We start from the raw sequence: 16,579 nt of genomic DNA, 5'->3' as shown, positions 1-16,579 counted from the left end.
ATGTGCGGGCGGTACGGTGCGTTGACCGGTCCGTACGCGAGCGACGGGAAGGAAGCGGTGGCGGTGCGTGATCCGCAGGAGTTGTACGCGTGGGAGCCGCGGGGCCTGGCCCTGGCCGACGAGGCGACCGGCGGCCCGGACAGCGCGGGCCCGGTGCTGATCTATCACTTCGAGGGCTTCATGGACGCCGGCGAGACCGGCGCCCAGCTGATCGAGCAGCTGATCGAGGAGCGGGAGTGCGTCACGGTCGCGCGCTTCGACCACGACCGCCTGGTGGACTACCGCGCCCGCCGGCCCCTGATGACCTTCCGGCGCGACCGGTGGACGGCGTACGAGGCGCCCGCCCTTGAGCTGCTGCTCGTGCGGGACGCGACCCACCAGCCGTTCCTGGTCCTGTCGGGCCCCGAGCCGGACATCGAGTGGGAGAGCTTCGCCGCCGCCGTCCGGCAGATCGTGGAGCGCCTCGGCGTGCGGCTCTCGGTGACGTCCCACGGCATCCCGATGGGCGTCCCGCACACCCGCCCGGTCGGTCTGACGCCGCACGGCAACAGGTCGGAGCTGGTCCCCGGACACCACGGCATGTTCGACGAGGCGCAGGTCCCCGGCAGCGCGGCGGCGCTGGTGGAGCTGCGGCTGAGCGAGGCGGGCCACGACGTGCTCGGCGTCGCGGCGCACGTGCCGCACTACATCGCGCGGTCACGGTACCCCGACGCGACGCTCGTCGTGCTGGAGGCCCTGACGGCCGCGACGGGTCTTGTGCTGCCCGAGGAGGCGCACGCCCTGCGCAGCCGCGCGCTGAAGACGCAGGACGAGATCGAGCGCGAGCTGGCCGAGGGCGACTCGGAGCTGGTCGCGGTGGTGCGCGGTCTTGAGCAGCAGTACGACGCGATCGCCGGTGCCGCCACGCGGGGCAGTCTGGTGGCCGAGCCGGCCGAGCTTCCGTCGGCGGAAGAGCTGGGCGAGGTCTTCGAGCGGTTCCTGGCCGAGCGCGAGGACGGCGACGGCGACAGGTAGCCTGCGGGCATGCTCAGTGTGGGACTGACCGGCGGTATCGGCGCGGGCAAGAGCGAGGCGGTGCGCCTGCTCGCCGGGCGCGGCGCGGTGGTGGTGGACTCCGACCGGATCGCCCGCGAGGTGGTCGAGCCGGGGACGCCCGGACTCGCCGCGGTGGTCGCCGAGTTCGGCTCCGGGGTGCTTGCCCCGGACGGAAGTCTGGACCGGGCGCGCCTGGGCGGGATCGTCTTCGCCGACGAGGAACGGCGCCGCGCGCTGAACGCGATCATGCATCCGCTGGTGGCGCGCCGTTCCGCCGAACTCCAGGCGGCCGCGCCGCCCGGCGCGGTGGTGGTGCACGACGTGCCACTGCTGGCGGAGAACGGGCTGGCCGGCCGGTACGACGCGGTGGTCGTGGTCGACGCCTCGGAGCGTACGCGGCGTGCACGCCTCCTCAGCACGCGCGGGATGACCGGGCAGGACGCGGACGCGCGGATGGCCGCCCAGGCGAGCCGCGCGGAGCGGCTGGCGATCGCCGATTTCGTGCTTGACAATGACGGGTCTCTTGCCGATCTGGAGCGTCAAGTGAGCGCGCTCTGGGAGAAATTGATCGAGATGGGCACGGCCGGGCAGGCTCGGGACCAGAGCTGACGAGTGGCCCGGCGGCCGGACTGGCGTCCCCGCGCGCGGGGGCTCTACCGTGACGGCATGGACATCGACGCCGCGCTCACCCTTGTCTCGGCGGCCGCGGGCAGTGCCGCGACGGCCGCCGGCCAGCACGCCTGGGACTCCCTGCTGTCCCTCGTCCGCCGGGTGGCCGGCCGTGGTCCGGATCCGCTGGAGGAGGCGCCGGTGGACCCCGCGGACGAGACGCGGGTGCGCGTCCTCACCGGCCGGATCGCCGAACTCGCGCAGACGGACGAGGCGTTCGCCGAAGCGTTCCTCGGCTGGGCGGCCGACCACCGCCACGCGCTGACCGCGACAGCGGGCGACACGCAGAACAGCGTCTCGGGCGGCGCCGTCGTGCACGGTTCCGTCGCCCAGCTGCGGGACGTGCACGGGAACGTCACCTTCGGGTGAGAGCCGTGAGCTTGTGCAGCCGGGGGTGCTTCTCGCGGCTCTCGGCCGCGACCTGGTCGAGCTGCTCGGCGAGGTGCATGGAGCGCTTCTCGATGTCCAGCTCGTTGAGCATCCGGTCCACCTCGGCGAGCAGCGCGCCGTGCAGCTGCCACTGCCGCGGGTGCTGCTGAATGCGCGCCAGCAGCAGTTTGGCCACGTGCTCGCGGCTGATGCGCGCCGCGTCCAGCTCGATGGCGAGGAACGACTCGGCCTCGTCCGCCGCCGTGCTGACCTGGCTGGTGATCAGCGTCGCGTAGCTGTCCACGGCGCCCGCGAGGTTGGTGAGCAGCTCGCGCATGGCGGGCGCGACGTCCGGGGGGAGGAGCGGCTCGTCCTGGCGGCGGTTGGCCAGGTCGAGGAACGTGCGGGACATCGTGCGCAGGATGACCACGCAGATCTCCAGGGTGTCGAGGCCGGTGCGCAGCACGATGCGGGTCAGGACCGGTTCCTTGACGCGCGGGTTGAGGCGGACGCTCTCCTCGGCCTGGGTGATGGACGCGTCCACCTGGGCGACGTCCTGGTCGAGCTGCCGCGCGCGGGCCAGTTCGTCGGCGAGCGCGGGGACGGGGGCGCGTTCCTGGCAGATCTCCTCGCTCAGCCGGACGAGGAGGTCGCGCATGCGGTGCGCCTGCTCCTCGATGTCCTCGCTCGCCGAGCTGACCCACACCGGCGGGGCGATGATCAGGTTGAACAGCAGGCCGACCACGGCGCCGATGACCGTCTCCACGACGCGGTCGAGCGCGGTGTCGGTGTGCTGGGTCACGCCGAGCACGAGCATGGCGCTGATCGCCACCTCCGGCACGAACTCGTCCACCCGCGCGAAGTGCCCGACCGTCAGCGCCGTCACCAGCAGCAGGCCCAAACTCCACCAGCTGAGGCCGACGAGGGCGCTGAAGCCCGTGGCCACCAGCACGCCGACGACGACGGCGTTGACGCGGCGTACGCCGGTGGTCAGGGTGGCGAACAGGGTCACCTGGACGACGAGCAGCGCGGTCAGCGGCGCGAGCAGCGGGGCGGGGACATCGGTGAGCCAGCGGGCGGCCATGTAGGCGAGGGTCGCGGCGGCCGACGAGCGGAGCAGCTGGACGACGATCGGTTCCGTGCCCCGTTTGGCGAGATCGGCGATTTGCTCCTGTACATCACGCATGCTCAGCCCCATTCACTTCGTATGCTCCCGTCCACGTTGAAAGATGCCATTCCCGTGGCTGATCGCGAACGAAGCTGACCGACCGGCGTCGCGTCGGGGCGCGTCACCGACCGGTACGGGTCAGAGCGGGCCGGTCTCCCTCTCGCCCGGCAGCGCGGCCGTCAGCGGCGGCGGTCCGGCGCCGGGGCCCGGCGGGCGGGTGAGCCGCATCAGCGCGAGCATCTCGGCCTGTATCTCGGGCGTACGGAGCGCGCCCGCGTCCGGCGGGAGCGCGGGGGAGTGCGGCGCGGCGCGCCAGGCGTGGAACGCGCGCATCAGGGCGATGAACTCGTCCGCGGGCATCCGGGCGCGCAGCGCTTCCACGTACAGGTCGAGCCGGCACCGCCCGTTCTCGTCGTCCATGGGACCATCGTGCGGGCGCGGGAGCGCCCGCGGAAGAACGCCTCGGCAGCCCGTCCGCGCCCCCTGCGCCGCCCCGCGGAACGTGTGGGGAGGATGGTGCGCATGCGACTTGAACCCATCAGCGGGGAGCGGCTCACCGAGGCACTCGCCGGACATGTCGTCACCCTGGCGGGCGGGGACGGGAGTCCGTGGACGCGCGTGCTGATCGACGGGGCGCCCGCCGCCGGGCCCGGCGCGCTGGCGGAGGGGCTGGCGCACGCCCTGCGGGAGCGCGGGCGGCCCGCGCTCGTGGTCGGGACCGGGGGCTTCCTGCGGGCGGCCTCGGTCCGCCTGGAGTACGGCAGGGAGGACGCCGACGCGTACCTCGACCTCTGGCTCGACACCGGCGCGCTGTGGCGTGAGGTGCTCACGCCGCTCGACGCGGGCGGCAGCGGGCGGGTGCTGCCCGACCTGTGGGACCCGGAGCGCGACCGGGCGACGCGCAGCGCGTACGTCACCCTGCCGCCCGGCGGTGTGCTGCTGCTGCACGGCGCGTTCCTGCTGGGCAGGTGGTTCCCCGCCGACCTGGCCGTGCACCTGAGCCTGTCGCCCGGCGCCCTCGCGCGCAGGACGCCGGAGGCGGAGCGGTGGACGCTGCCCGCCTTCGAACGGTACGCGGCCGAGGCGGGACCGCTGGACGCGGCCGATGTCGTGGTGCGGCTCGACGACCCGCGGCACCCCGCGTGGAGCGGCCTCCCGGCGCCACCGCGTCAGCCGTGAACCGGCCGTCACCCGTACGGGCGCGGTCGTCCGCGATCCGGCCGCGCGGGGACGGGCCGCTGCGACACTGGGGGCGGCTGCGAGCGGTGAGAGCGAGAGGCAAGGGGGCCGGTCCGTATGGGTGGCGACGGGGTCGGGCCGTACACCGACGACGAGGTGCTGCACGCGGTGGCGCTGATCAAGGCGTACCTGGCCGACGACATGGAGGCCGTGCGGGCGCTACAGGACGAGTCGGCCGAGAGCGCGCGGCAGTGCGCGCGCGCCATGTTCGCCCTCGCGCACCTGGTGCTCTTCGGGCAGGTCATCCCTGACATGTGGGTGATCAGGGAGAACCTCGAATTCGGTCACACCGCGCGCGTTCCCGAACTGAATCTGGCCATCCACGTGCTCAAACGGATGGAGGAACGCGTCGCGCTCGCGCATGTCCACCCGGTCGTCGGCGCGCTGTCGGCGGGGGACGTGATGGACCTGATCGTCCAGTGCACCGGGACCACGATGGAGGAGGTACCGGCGTTCCTCGACGTGGTGCGGGAACGGGTGCTGCTGGCGCGGCGGTGAATCGGGCGGTGATCAGGCAGTGATCAGGCAGTGATCAGACGTCGGCGGGCGGCAGGACGAGCACCGCGGCGCCGTCCACCCGGTCGGCCGCCAGGTCGTCCAGCGCGCGGTCGGCCTCCTCGAACGGATAGGGCGTCACCGTCGTGCGGACGCGGTGGGCCGCCGCCTGCGCGAGGAACTCGCGGCCGTCCTCGCGGGTGTTGGCCGTGACACTGCGGACGGTGCGTTCGCGGAAGAGGTGCCGCTCGTAGTCGAGCGGCGGGATCTCGGACAGGTAGATGCCCGCGATGCTGAGCGTGCCGCCGCTGTCCAGGGCCTCCAGCGCGACGGGCACCAGGCCGCCCGCCGGGGCGAACAGGATCGCGGCGTCGAGGGGTTCGGGCGGGGTCCCGCCGGAGCCCGTGGCGGAGGCGGCGCCCAGCTCCCGGGCCAGTTCCTGGGCGGCGGGGGAGCGGGTGACGACGTGGACGGTCGCGCCCTGGCCGGTGGCCACCTGCGCCGTGAGGTGGGCCGAGCCGCCGAAGCCGTAGATGCCGAGGCGCCCGCCCCGCGGCAGGTCGGCGCGGCGCAGCGCGCGGTAGCCGATGATCCCGGCGCAGAGCAGCGGCGCGAGTTCGGTGTCGCTGTAGCCGGAGGGCAGGGAGTACGCGTAGGCGGCGGGGACGGTGACGTACTCGGCGTACCCGCCGTCGGCGTCCCAGCCGGTGTACCGCGAGTGGGGGCACAGGTTCTCCTGGTGCCTGGCGCAGTACCGGCACGTGCCGCAGGTCCGGCGCAGCCACGGGACGCCGACGCGGGAGCCGGTCGGGTGCCCCGCCGCCCGGGGGCCGGTGGCGACGACATCGCCGACCACCTCGTGGCCCGGCACCACCGGCGACTTGTGGGGCGGCAGGTCGCCGTCCCTGACGTGCAGGTCGGTGCGGCAGACGCCGCAGGTGCGGACGCGGACGAGCAGTTCGTCGGGTCCCGGCTCGGGGACGGGCAGTTCGGTGAGCTCCAGACGGCCGGGCGTACGGACCACCCAGGCGCGCATCGTGTCCGGAATGACCTGCGGAGTCGCTTCTGCGTCCATGGCGGCAACGGTACGTCCGCGTACTCGTGGAGGGCGGTGTCCCGCGGCTCGGCACCGATCAATAGGATCCCCAGATGATCTTAAGGAAATGGACGGCGGTTGGCCTGTCGGGGCTGCTCGCTGCCCTGGTGGCCGGTCTGGCGGCGACGCAAGCCGCCGCGGACCAGCCGGAACAGGACGCGCCACCGCCGAGAGTGGACATGGTGCTCGACGTCAGCGGTTCCATGGCGGAGCGCGACATGCGGGACGGCCGGTCCCGCATGGCCGCCGCCCAGCAGGCGTTCAACGAGGTGATCGACGCCGTGCCGGAAGAGGTGCACCTGGGGATCAGGACCCTGGGCGCCACCTACCCGGGCGACGACGTCGAGGTCGGCTGCCAGGACAGCGAGCAGCTGTACCCGGTCGGCCCCGTGGACCGCACCGAAGCCAAGACCGCGGTGGCGACGCTGCGGCCGACCGGCTGGACACCCATCGGCCTCGCCCTGCGCGGCGCCGACGAGGACCTCGGCGACGGGCCTGGCACGCGCAGGATCGTGCTCATCACCGACGGCGAGGACTCCTGCGGGCAGCCGGACCCGTGCGATGTCGCCCGTGAACTCGCCGCCAACGGAACGCACCTGGTGGTGGACACCCTGGGGCTGACGCTGGACGACGCGGTGCGGGAGCAGCTCAGCTGCATCGCCGAGGCGACGGGCGGCACGTACACGGCCGTGCAGGACACGGACGAGCTCTCCGACCGGCTGACCCAGCTGGTGCGGCGCGCCGACCTGCCGGTCGAGAACCCGACCGCGGTGGAGGGCGCGCCCGAATGCCAGGACGCGCCGCGCCTCGGCGTCGGCGTGTACACGGACCGTCAGGAGTTCACCCAGCACCGCTGGTACCGCGTCCCGGTCGCCCCCGGGCAGGAGTTGCGGGCCTCGGTCAGCGTCGCTGCCGACCGGGCGGTCAACCCCGACTACGGCGTGCTGCTGCGGGCCGTGGACGAGGACGGGCAGGAACTGGTGCGCGGCACCGGCGCGGGCACGGGCCGCACCGACGTCGTCTCGACGGGGCTGCGCTACCCGGTGGCCGAGGAGGAAGAGGAGGAGCGGGAAGAGCAACAGGAGAACGGCGGGGACGGCAACGGCGGGGAGGTGCGCGTCATCTGCCTCGACGTCGCCAACTCCTACTCCGCGCCCGACGCCGTGCAGCGGGCCCCCGGCCTGCCGATCGAGCTGACGGTGGACGTGGTCGCCGCGCCCGACGCGCCGTCCGACGTCGCCGCGTTCGGCCTGGCGAGGGGCTGGGTCCCCCTGCTGCTGCTGACCGGCGCCGGCCTGGTGGCCGGTCTGCTGTTCGGCCTGGCGGTCCGTCTCGGCATCGTCCTGGGGAGGTCGTGATGAAGCACGGCACCACCGTCCGCCCGTTCACCGCGGTCCTGCTCGCCGCCGGAGCCCTGCTCGCGGGCGCCGCGCCCGCGGTGGCGGACGACGCGGACGAGGGACCGACCGAGGCGGGCACCACGTTCCGCACGGCCACGGTGATCGGGCAGGACATGCCCGCCACGGCGACGGCGTCCACCGGCGACTACCTGTACTGGGTGTTCCCGGCGGGAGCGGGACAGACGGCCACCGCCGAGGCGACCGTCACCCTGCCCGAGGCCCGCACCGGCCCGGCGACCTGGCAGCTGGACGTCTACGACGGCCTGCGCCGCCGCCAGCCGTGCACGGAGGGGCCGCAGACGGTCAGGGCCGACGAGGGGACCGCCTCGGTCAGCCTCGCCTGCACCCTTCGCACGGTCCGGCCCTGGGCCGAGCCGTGGTCGGACGACCCGCTGCCGGGGGCGTACTACCTCCGGCTCACCGTGACCGAGCTGCCCGAGCGCGACCTCGGGCTGCCGGTCACCGTCGAGGCCCGTGCCACCGCCGAGGACGCGGGCGGCTCGGACGCGCACGGCGGCGAACTGTCCGATCCCCTGCTGCCGGTCGGCGCCGCCGGGGCGCTCGCCGACGACGGCGGGCCCGCGGTGGACCCGGAGGACGACGGGGACACCGGCGACGAGGAGGGCACGGAGGACGGCTCGGGCACCACCGGCCCGTACCTCGCCGTGCTGCCCGAGCCGGAGAGCGGCTGGAACGGCGGCTGGTGGAGCGACCGCTGGCTGTGGACCACCGGCGGAGGCGTCCTCGGCGCGCTCGCCGGACTCGGCGGCTACCGCCTCGTGCGCGGCCCGCGCGCCCGGCGCGAGGCCTGACCGGCCGGGGAGGTCCGGCGCCGTCACACCAGGCGCCGGATCTCCCCCCGCACCCGGTAGAAACCACCCGAGGCCGGATGCACGGCATCGACCACGTACCGCGCCCCGGCCTGGCGTATGTGCCGGGGGAACTGGACGTTCCACCCCTGGTCGTAGCCCTCGGTCAGCACGCGCATCCGCATCCGTCCCCCCTCCTGAACACACTCGACGAGCACACCGCCGCCCGTCACCACCGCGCCGCGCACGGGCGCCGCGACCGTCGCCACCTCGGTCGCCGGGGTGTACGTCGGCAGGGCCGCCGAGAGCTTCACGTCCACCGCAGCGGGCACCGAGCCCGACCGCGCCGCCGCCACCGCGGCGTCACTCGCGTCGATACACACGAGCGAACCGTCCGTCGTCACGATGTACAGCTTCTCGTCCAGGTACTGCATGGACAGCGCCGAGCCGCCCCCCGTGCCCAGCTTCCACAGCCGCGTCCCCTCCTCGTCGAAGCAGTACACCGACGACTGCGCGTCCCCGGCGAACACATACCGGCCGCCCGGCGCGGTCGCGCACGAGTAGACCGCCGCGTCGCACGTGTACGTCGCCTTGATGCGGCCCGACTTCTTCGACAGCCGCTGCACGACCCGCCGTCCCGTCCCGGCGTACACCGCGTCCCGCTCCTGCCAGCCGAAGAGGACGGCGCCCATCGTCGGCTGGTGCCACAACTCGCCGCTGCCGTCGGGCGTGTACGCCGTCACACCGCCGCCGTGGCCGTGGTAGACGGCCCGGTCGTCGCGCCGCACCATCCACGCGTGGTCCCCGCCGCTCGACCGCGACCACTGGAACTGGTCCTCGTGGTCGATGACCGTCAGCCCGCCGCTGCGGTCCGAGACGTTGAGCACGCCCTCGTGGATGTCCAGCCAGAAGATGTCCACGTCGTCGGATATCTCGTAGGCGGCGAACGGCAGTTTCGCCGACAGGTCGTACACCGTCCCGTCGTCGCAGCCCGCGTAGATCCAGAAGTCGTCCGCCACCAGGCACTTGACGCCGTCCGGCAGCCGGAAGTGCGAGAGCACCTCGCCGCCGTGCGACACCGTGTAGACATCGCCGTTCTGGTTGCCCACCCAGCAGCGGTCCGCGTCGATGTGGATGCCGAACGCCGACGCGCCGGTGCGGAACCGCCACAGCACGGGCGCGACCGACCGTGCCGTGGACGGCGCCGACGTGACCTGGCGCCGCGTCACCGGCCGCGCCGCACGCCCGCCGCGCACCGCCGGCGCGTACCCCTTGCGCACCTTCTCGGCTATCTTCCGGTCGGCCGCCGCCCGCGCCTTCTCCACCGTGGCGAACGCCGACGTCTTCACCTGGCCGTCCGTCCCGATCCGGCCGTACCGCACCGTCACGGACGTCCCCGCGACGGTCACTTCGTAGAACTTGTGGGCGCCGCCGCCGTCCTCGGACAGCTCCAGGTACGTCTCGCCTGCGGACACGTCTGACTCCTTCCCCCGGCCCCGTACCCGGGGCCCCGGACCGTGTGGAAGATCCACTGGGGAGGACGCTAGACCCAACCACTGACAATCCGTCCGGACACACGGGGATAGCGTGGGCCCATGGACCACACCCAGGACATCGAGATCCAGGACATACCCGGGCGCCTCGGCCCCACGGCGACCACCGAGGCGGACCCCCGGGCCGTCGGACGGGTGCGGACCGAGTACGCCCCGGAGCCCGACGGCGACCCCGACCCCGGCGAGATCGTCTGGACCTGGGTGCCCTACGAGGAGAACGACGGGCGCGGCAAGGACCGGCCCGTCCTCGTCGTCGCCCGCGAACCCGGGCGCGGCACCCTCCTGGCCGTCCAGCTCACCAGCCGCGACCGCGACCACGACAGCGAATGGCTGCCCCTCGGCTCCGGCCCGTGGGACAGGTCGGGCCGCGACTCCTGGGTCCACCTGGACCGCGTCCTCCGCGTGCACCCGGAGGGCATGCGGCGCGAGGCGTGCGCCCTGGACCGCGCCCGCTTCCACCGCGTCGTGCACAACCTGCAACTGCGCCACGGCTGGCGCTGACCCGCCCGGCCACCGCCCCCTGGAGGACAGCCGACCATGACGGACACCGACGCGACGGCCACCGCCGACCTCACGCCCATGCCCACCGACTGGCGGCGCGCCCTCGCCGTCGTCGCCCACCCGGACGACCTGGAGTACGGCGCCGCCGGGGCCGTCGCCGAGTGGACCGCCGCCGGGCGCGAGGTCGTCTACGTCCTCGCCACCCGGGGCGAGGCGGGCATCGACGACCTGCCGCCCGCCGAGTCCGCCCGGATCAGGGAGGCGGAGCAGCGGGCGAGCGCGGCCGTCGTCGGCGTGGACACGGTGGAGTTCCTCGACCATCGGGACGGCGTGATCGAGGACGGCCCGGCGCTGCGCCGGGACATCGCCGCGGCGATCCGCCGCCACCGGCCCGAGCTGCTGATTACCCTCAACCACCACGACACCTGGGGCGGCCGGGGCTGGAACACCCCCGACCACCGCGTCGTCGGCCGCGCCGTCCTCGACGCGGCCGGCGACGCCGGGAACCGCTGGCTCTTCCCCGAGCAGCTCGCCGACGGAGCGCTCACCCCCTGGGGCGGTACCCGCTGGGTCGCGGTGTCGGGTTCCCCGGCCGCGACCCACGCCCAGGGGATCGGCGACGCGTCCCTGGAGCTGGCCATCGCCTCGCTCGCCGAGCACAAGGCGTACATCGCCGCGCTCGACGGCCGCCCGCCCGCCGACTACGCGCGGGAGCTGCACACCCGCTTCGCCGAGGCCGGGGCGGCGCGCTTCGGCGGCCGCAGGTGCGTCACGTTCGAGGTGTTCCCGCGCTGAACGGGCCGCCGGGGCGTGGTCATGGTCACATCCCGCGCGGCCCCTACGAGGCCGCTTAGGAGAGCGGAACGGCCGACGGCCGGGACGGAGGTCCCGGCCATCCCCGGGCACAACGCCCACCGCGGCCGGGACCGTCGCCCGCCCGCACGCACCCGCCGCCCGGCACGGGCCCCGCACGCCCCGGGCGCCGACGCCGCGCCCGGCAGCGGCGGCTAAACGGTTCCCCGGCCCGTGCGCAAGGGTCCTCCAGCCCTCACCGCGGCTACTACCCGGCCTCGTACAGAGGCTCCTTGGAGGGCGGCGGACGCCCCGGTTATCCATGGGACAGCACAAGTCCGGATGGTCCGGATTTCCCCGAACGCAGAGGTTGTCCCCCCATGCCGAACAGCACGACCCCCCGCGCCGCCCGCCATTCCCTCGCCCGCCGTGCGCGCCACCGCGTCACCGCCGCCGTCGCCGGCGGGCTCGCCGCCTCCGTCTGCCTCACCGGCGTCGCCGTGGCCGCGGGCGGCGACACCGACGGCCCCGACGTCTTCGCCGCCGGCACGGCCGGGCAGCTCGCCCAGGCCACCGCCGACCAGGCGCACGCCCAGGAGGCCGCCGCCGAGAAGGCCGCCGAGCGGGCGGCCGAGCTGGCCCGGTCGTGGGTCGAGCCGATCGCCGGCCCGCACACGCTCACCGCGTCCTTCGGCAACAGCGGCGACCGCTGGGCCGCCAAGCACAGCGGCCAGGACTACGCCGTCCCGATCGGCACCGCCGTCCGGGCCGTCCACGGCGGCACCGTGGTCAAGACCGGCGGCAACGGCGCGGGCGACGGCCCCGCGTACGGCAACGCCGTCGTCGTCAAGCACGCGGACGGCCTCTTCACGCAGTACGCGCACCTGTCGCGGATCGACGTCGAGCCCGGCCAGAAGGTCACCACGGGCCAGGTCATCGCCCAGTCCGGCAACACCGGGAACTCCTCGGGCCCCCACCTCCACTTCGAGGTGCGGAAGACGGCGGACTACGGCTCCGCCGTCGACCCGATGGCCTTCCTGCGCGCGCACGGCGCCCTCTGACGCACCCCTGGTGGCGGCGGCGTTCGGCTGGAAGGGTGGCGTACATGACACCCATGTCACGACGCACCGCCGTACGCGGCGCCGCCACCGCCGCCGGGGCCGGCCTGCTCGGCGCCTCCGCCCAGGCCACGGCCACCGCCGCCGACACACCCCCCGCCACGACCGCCGGCATCGCCGCGACCGCCGGGAGGGGGGACGGCCGCCACCCCGGCGGCTGGACGGAGGCCGAGCTGCGGGACCGCCGCCGCGTCCTCACCCTCGGCTTCTCCGAGGCGGAGGCCGACTGCTGGCTGCTGGTCGCCCGCGCCGGCGCCGCCTTCTTCGCCCTCCCCGAGACACACCCGGCGGAAGCCCCCGACGTGGCCGACGCCCTGCACGTCATGCAGCGCATCCTCATGCAGCGGCCCGCCTACCGCCGCTACCGCGAGATGGGCGAGGCCGAGGAGCCCCCGCCCGGCGGCTGACCGGCCTGACCGGGCGGAAGAGAGGGGGACGGGCGCGCCCGTCCCCCTCCCGCACGCTCAGCGGCGCACGGCCGCCGCCACCACGTCCGGCACGTTGCTGATGATCCCGTCCACGCCGAGCCGCGCCAGCTCCACGGCGCGCGCCCCGTCGTCCACCGTCCAGACGTACACCTTGAGCGGACGCCCCTGCGGGCCGCGCAGCGCGTGGACCGCGTCCACCCAGGCGGCCGTGACGGTGGTGTGGCGCGGGTTGATCTGGTCGGCGAACTCGGCGTACGCGGCGAGGTCGCCGACCGCCGGGGTCCCGAGGAAACCGGTCTCCACGCGCGGCGCCAGCTCGTGGACCGTGCGCACGGACGCGGCGTCGAAGCTTTGCAGCACCACCCGGTCGCCCGGCCGCCGCTCGTCGAGCCAGCCCTCGTCGTCCAGCTCCGCGAGGATCTCCGCCTCGATGCCCGGGTACAGCTCGGGCGACTTCAGCTCAAGCAGCAGCTTCTGCCCGTTCCCGGCCAGCTCGCGGACGAACTCCTCCAGCGTGGGCACCGGCTCCCCGGCGAACTCCGCGCCGTACCAGCCGCCCGCGTCCAGCAGGTCGATCTCCTCGGCCGTGAAGTCGGCGACGTTCCACGGCGCCCGGCCGGGGAAGACCTCCTCGGCGTCGGTGGTGCGGGCCAGCGTCGTGTCGTGGACCAGGACCAGCTCGCCGTCCGCCGTGCGCTGGACGTCCGTCTCGACCCAGACGGTCCCGGCCTCGTCGGCCGCGCGGGCGGCGGCCAGGGTGTTCTCCGGCGCGTAGCCGGACGCGCCCCGGTGGGCGACCACCAGCGGGCCGCGCCGCGCCCGACCGGCCGCCGCGTCCCCGTCCCGGTCGGGGGCGGCGGTGGCCTGCGTGCGCGCGGCGGGCGTGGCGGCGTGCGCGGTGTCGCCGCCCGGCCCCGCGTCGGGCAGCAGCAGGGACGCCGCTCCCACGGTGGCAAGGCCGAGCGCCCAGCAGGTCCGGCGGATGACGGAGTGCTTCGTCATAGAGGCTCCAAGCTTTTCCGGGAGGCGTCCCCCGGGACGGACCGCGTTCGCGACATCACCCGAGGAGCCTCCCCGCGGGGAGGAACGCTCCGGCTGGGAAACGGTTACGGACGGCTGAACGGACAGGAGCCGTCCGTCAGCGGGACCGCGTTGTCAGTGGGGGGTCGTACCGTGGAGTCCATGCGGCCCGTCTCTGATATCGAACGCACCACGGCACCCTTCGAGGTCGTCAGCCCGTACCGGCCGAGCGGCGACCAGCCCGCCGCCATCGACGAACTGGAGAAGCGGGTCACGGGCGGGGAGAAGGACGTCGTCCTGCTCGGCGCCACGGGCACCGGCAAGTCGGCCACCACCGCCTGGATGATCGAGCGGCTGCAACGCCCCACCCTCGTCATGGCCCCCAACAAGACCCTCGCCGCCCAGCTCGCCAACGAGTTCCGCGAGCTGCTCCCGAACAACGCGGTCGAGTACTTCGTGTCGTACTACGACTACTACCAGCCGGAGGCGTACGTCCCCCAGACGGACACCTACATCGAGAAGGACTCCTCGATCAACGAGGAGGTCGAGCGGCTCCGCCACAGCGCGACGAACTCGCTGCTCACCCGCCGCGACGTCGTCGTGGTCGCGTCCGTCTCGTGCATCTACGGCCTGGGCACGCCGCAGGAGTACGTCGACCGTATGGTCCCGCTGGCGGTCGGCCAGGAGATCGACCGCGACGCCATGCTGCGGCGCTTCGTGGACATCCAGTACGCGCGCAACGACCTCGCGTTCACCCGTGGCACCTTCCGCGTGCGGGGGGACACGATCGAGATCTTCCCGGTCTACGAGGAGCTGGCCGTCCGGATCGAGATGTTCGGCGACGAGATCGAGGCGCTGTCCACGCTGCACCCGCTGACCGGCGAGGTCATCGCGGAGCACGACCACCTCTACGTGTTCCCGGCGTCGCACTACGTGGCAGGGCCGGAGCGCATGGAACGCGCCATCTCCGGCATCGAGGCGGAGCTGGCCGAGCGCCTGTCCGGCCTGGAGCGGCAGGGCAAGCTGCTGGAGGCCCAGCGGCTGCGCATGCGCACCACCTACGACATCGAGATGATGCGGCAGATCGGCACCTGCTCCGGCATCGAGAACTACTCGCGCCACATCGACGGCCGCGAGACCGGCACGGCGCCCCACACCCTGCTGGACTACTTCCCGGACGACTTCCTGCTGGTCATCGACGAGTCGCACAACACCGTGCCGCAGATCGGCGCGATGTACGAGGGCGACGCCTCCCGCAAGCGGACCCTGGTGGACCACGGCTTCCGGCTGCCGTCCGCCATGGACAACCGGCCGCTGAAGTGGGAGGAGTTCCTGGGGCGCGTCGGCCAGACCGTCTACCTGTCCGCCACCCCGGGCCCGTACGAGCTGTCGCGCGGGGACGGCGTGGTCGAGCAGATCATCCGCCCGACCGGGCTGGTGGACCCGGAAGTCGTGGTCAAGCCCACCGAGGGCCAGATCGACGACCTGGTGCACGAGATCCGGGACCGCGCCGAGCGTGACGAGCGCGTCCTCGTCACCACCCTCACCAAGAAGATGGCCGAGGACCTCACGGACTACTTCCTGGAGCTGGGCATCCGCGTCCGCTACCTGCACAGCGACGTGGACACCCTGCGTCGCGTCGAACTGCTCAGGGAGCTGCGGGCGGGCGAGTACGACGTCCTGGTCGGCATCAACCTGCTGCGGGAGGGCCTCGACCTGCCCGAGGTGTCGCTCGTCGCCATCCTCGACGCCGACAAGGAGGGCTTCCTGCGCTCGGGCACCTCGCTGATCCAGACCATCGGCCGCGCGGCGCGCAACGTGTCCGGCCAGGTCCACATGTACGCCGACCGCGTCACCCCGTCCATGGAGCGGGCCATCGACGAGACCAACCGGCGGCGCGAGAAGCAGATCGCCTACAACGAGGCGCACGGCATCGACCCGCAGCCGCTGCGCAAGAAGATCAACGACATCGTCGCCACCATCGCCCGCGAGGACGTGGACACGCAGGAGCTGCTGGGCACGGGGTACCGGCAGATGGGGGACAAGAAGCAGAAGGCCCCCGTCCCCACCGCGGGCAAGGGCCGGAAGAAGGAGCTGACCGACCGCCCGGCCGCCGAGCTGGCGGAGACGATCGAGCAGCTCACCGAGCGGATGCGGGCCGCCGCCGCGGAGCTGCAATTCGAGATCGCCGCCCGCCTGCGCGACGAGGTCTCCGACCTGAAGAAGGAACTGCGCCAGATGCGGGAGGTCGGGCTCAGCTGACGGCGCTTCCCGCACCGGCGCGCGTAGGGTACCGGGGGCTGCCCGCCTGCGTAGGGTGGCCCCTGCGGGGGCGGAGCGGATGTGACGAGGGAGTGGGTCGGTGAGTGCCGAGTTGTCCAGGGGCCAGGACATCCCCCTGCGCACGGGGGACGGTGACGGGCTCGTCCGGATCAGGATGGGCCTCGGATGGCGTGCCGCGCGGCGCCGGAGCCTGCTCGACCGGCTCTTCCCCGGCCGGGACGGCATCGACCTCGACGCGTCCGCCGTCCTGTTCTCGGACGGGCGCGCCGAGGACGTCGTGTACTTCCACAAGCTCAGCAGCGACGACGGCTCCGTCCGCCACAGCGGCGACAGCCTCACCGGCGGCGCGGGCGCGGAGGACGACGAGGCCATTGTCGTGGACCTCGGCCGCGTCCCGGCGGCCGTGGACCAGATCGTCTTCACGGTGAACAGCTTCACCGGCCGCCGGTTCTCCGAGGTCGGGCAGGCGTTCTGCCGCCTGGTGGACGAGACGACGGGCCGTGAGCTGGCCCGCTTCACCCTCGCGGGCGGCGGCGCGCACACCGGTCAGGTCATGGCCAAGGTGGCGCGGGGGGGGGGGGGGGGGGGGGGGGGGGACCGCGGG

Annotated in this window: 18 protein-coding genes; 13 read left to right on the top strand and 5 right to left on the bottom strand. The window is 73.8% G+C overall.

The features are described 5' to 3' along the window. The first annotated feature begins 63 nt into the window (after positions 1-63). Genes ACL02R_RS29030 through ACL02R_RS29020 form a run of 3 tightly spaced genes read left to right on the top strand, consistent with a single transcriptional unit; the run spans position 64 to position 2,073 of the window. On the top strand, positions 64-1,014 hold the full coding sequence (locus tag ACL02R_RS29030; RefSeq protein ID WP_412799941.1) for a proteasome assembly chaperone family protein: 951 nt from the start codon (positions 64-66) through the stop codon (positions 1,012-1,014). Between the two features lie 9 nt (positions 1,015-1,023). Continuing rightward, the gene (coaE, locus tag ACL02R_RS29025) at positions 1,024-1,644 is read left to right on the top strand and encodes a dephospho-CoA kinase (RefSeq protein WP_412799939.1); all 621 of its coding nucleotides are present in this window, start codon (positions 1,024-1,026) and stop codon (positions 1,642-1,644) included. Positions 1,645-1,701: 57 nt separating this feature from the next. Further along, complete coding sequence (locus tag ACL02R_RS29020) at positions 1,702-2,073, top strand: hypothetical protein (RefSeq protein ID WP_412799938.1); 372 nt, start codon at positions 1,702-1,704, stop codon at positions 2,071-2,073. On the opposite strand, the gene ACL02R_RS29015 is transcribed toward ACL02R_RS29020, so the two are convergent. Continuing rightward, complete coding sequence (locus tag ACL02R_RS29015) at positions 2,060-3,259, bottom strand: aromatic acid exporter family protein (protein WP_412799937.1); 1,200 nt, start codon at positions 3,257-3,259, stop codon at positions 2,060-2,062. The two genes, ACL02R_RS29020 and ACL02R_RS29015, sit on opposite strands and share 14 nt — an antisense overlap. A gap of 120 nt (positions 3,260-3,379) precedes the next feature. Beyond that, a complete protein-coding gene (locus ACL02R_RS29010) occupies positions 3,380-3,661 on the bottom strand; it encodes a hypothetical protein (RefSeq protein ID WP_412799936.1) in 282 nt (93 codons plus the stop codon). Positions 3,662-3,763: 102 nt separating this feature from the next. Between ACL02R_RS29010 and ACL02R_RS29005 the strand changes: the two genes are divergently transcribed. After that, a complete protein-coding gene (locus ACL02R_RS29005; RefSeq protein WP_412799935.1) occupies positions 3,764-4,420 on the top strand; it encodes a uridine kinase in 657 nt (218 codons plus the stop codon). 117 nt (positions 4,421-4,537) lie between these two features. Next, a complete protein-coding gene (locus ACL02R_RS29000; protein WP_362967647.1) occupies positions 4,538-4,978 on the top strand; it encodes a DUF6224 family protein in 441 nt (146 codons plus the stop codon). Positions 4,979-5,012: 34 nt separating this feature from the next. Here the strand turns inward: ACL02R_RS29000 and ACL02R_RS28995 are convergent, their stop codons facing one another. Next, the gene (locus ACL02R_RS28995; protein WP_412799940.1) at positions 5,013-6,011 is read right to left on the bottom strand and encodes a zinc-dependent alcohol dehydrogenase family protein; all 999 of its coding nucleotides are present in this window, start codon (positions 6,009-6,011) and stop codon (positions 5,013-5,015) included. Positions 6,012-6,124: 113 nt separating this feature from the next. Between ACL02R_RS28995 and ACL02R_RS28990 the strand changes: the two genes are divergently transcribed. Beyond that, positions 6,125-7,429, top strand: a complete 1,305-nt coding sequence (locus ACL02R_RS28990; protein WP_412799934.1) for a VWA domain-containing protein — start codon at positions 6,125-6,127, stop codon at positions 7,427-7,429. After that, positions 7,429-8,283, top strand: coding sequence for a hypothetical protein (locus ACL02R_RS28985; RefSeq protein ID WP_412799933.1), 855 nt, complete (start codon positions 7,429-7,431; stop codon positions 8,281-8,283). The genes ACL02R_RS28990 and ACL02R_RS28985 overlap by 1 nt, the downstream gene beginning before the upstream one ends. Positions 8,284-8,306: 23 nt before the next feature. On the opposite strand, the gene ACL02R_RS28980 is transcribed toward ACL02R_RS28985, so the two are convergent. Beyond that, positions 8,307-9,755 (bottom strand): WGR domain-containing protein, encoded by a 1,449-nt coding sequence (locus ACL02R_RS28980; protein ID WP_412799932.1) that lies wholly within the window; start codon positions 9,753-9,755, stop codon positions 8,307-8,309. Positions 9,756-9,875: 120 nt separating this feature from the next. Here ACL02R_RS28980 and ACL02R_RS28975 point away from each other — a divergent pair, with 120 nt between their 5' ends. From ACL02R_RS28975 to ACL02R_RS28960, 4 genes are all read left to right on the top strand, one after another. After that, positions 9,876-10,334, top strand: coding sequence for a type II toxin-antitoxin system PemK/MazF family toxin (locus tag ACL02R_RS28975; protein ID WP_412799931.1), 459 nt, complete (start codon positions 9,876-9,878; stop codon positions 10,332-10,334). 36 nt (positions 10,335-10,370) lie between these two features. Further along, complete coding sequence (locus ACL02R_RS28970) at positions 10,371-11,129, top strand: PIG-L deacetylase family protein (RefSeq protein ID WP_412799930.1); 759 nt, start codon at positions 10,371-10,373, stop codon at positions 11,127-11,129. Between the two features lie 377 nt (positions 11,130-11,506). Continuing rightward, entirely contained in the window at positions 11,507-12,187 is a 681-nt protein-coding gene (locus tag ACL02R_RS28965; protein WP_412799929.1) for a M23 family metallopeptidase, read from the top strand. A 53-nt stretch (positions 12,188-12,240) separates the two neighbouring features. Continuing rightward, entirely contained in the window at positions 12,241-12,651 is a 411-nt protein-coding gene (locus ACL02R_RS28960; protein ID WP_412799928.1) for a hypothetical protein, read from the top strand. A 57-nt stretch (positions 12,652-12,708) separates the two neighbouring features. Here ACL02R_RS28960 and ACL02R_RS28955 read toward each other — a convergent pair whose 3' ends face one another. Then, on the bottom strand, positions 12,709-13,674 hold the full coding sequence (locus ACL02R_RS28955; RefSeq protein WP_412799927.1) for a glycerophosphodiester phosphodiesterase: 966 nt from the start codon (positions 13,672-13,674) through the stop codon (positions 12,709-12,711). Positions 13,675-13,854: 180 nt separating this feature from the next. Here ACL02R_RS28955 and uvrB point away from each other — a divergent pair, with 180 nt between their 5' ends. After that, entirely contained in the window at positions 13,855-15,954 is a 2,100-nt protein-coding gene (uvrB, locus tag ACL02R_RS28950) for an excinuclease ABC subunit UvrB (protein WP_412799926.1), read from the top strand. Positions 15,955-16,054: 100 nt separating this feature from the next. Further along, a partial coding sequence (locus tag ACL02R_RS28945; protein ID WP_412799925.1) for a TerD family protein occupies positions 16,055-16,579 on the top strand: 525 nt, incomplete at its 3' end.

The organism is Streptomyces sp. MS19, assembly GCF_047200595.1.
Classification (GTDB): Bacteria; Actinomycetota; Actinomycetes; order Streptomycetales; family Streptomycetaceae; genus Streptomyces.
The sequence above is the reverse complement of the archived record's forward strand: the minus strand, read 5'-3'. Positions and strand labels throughout refer to the sequence as shown.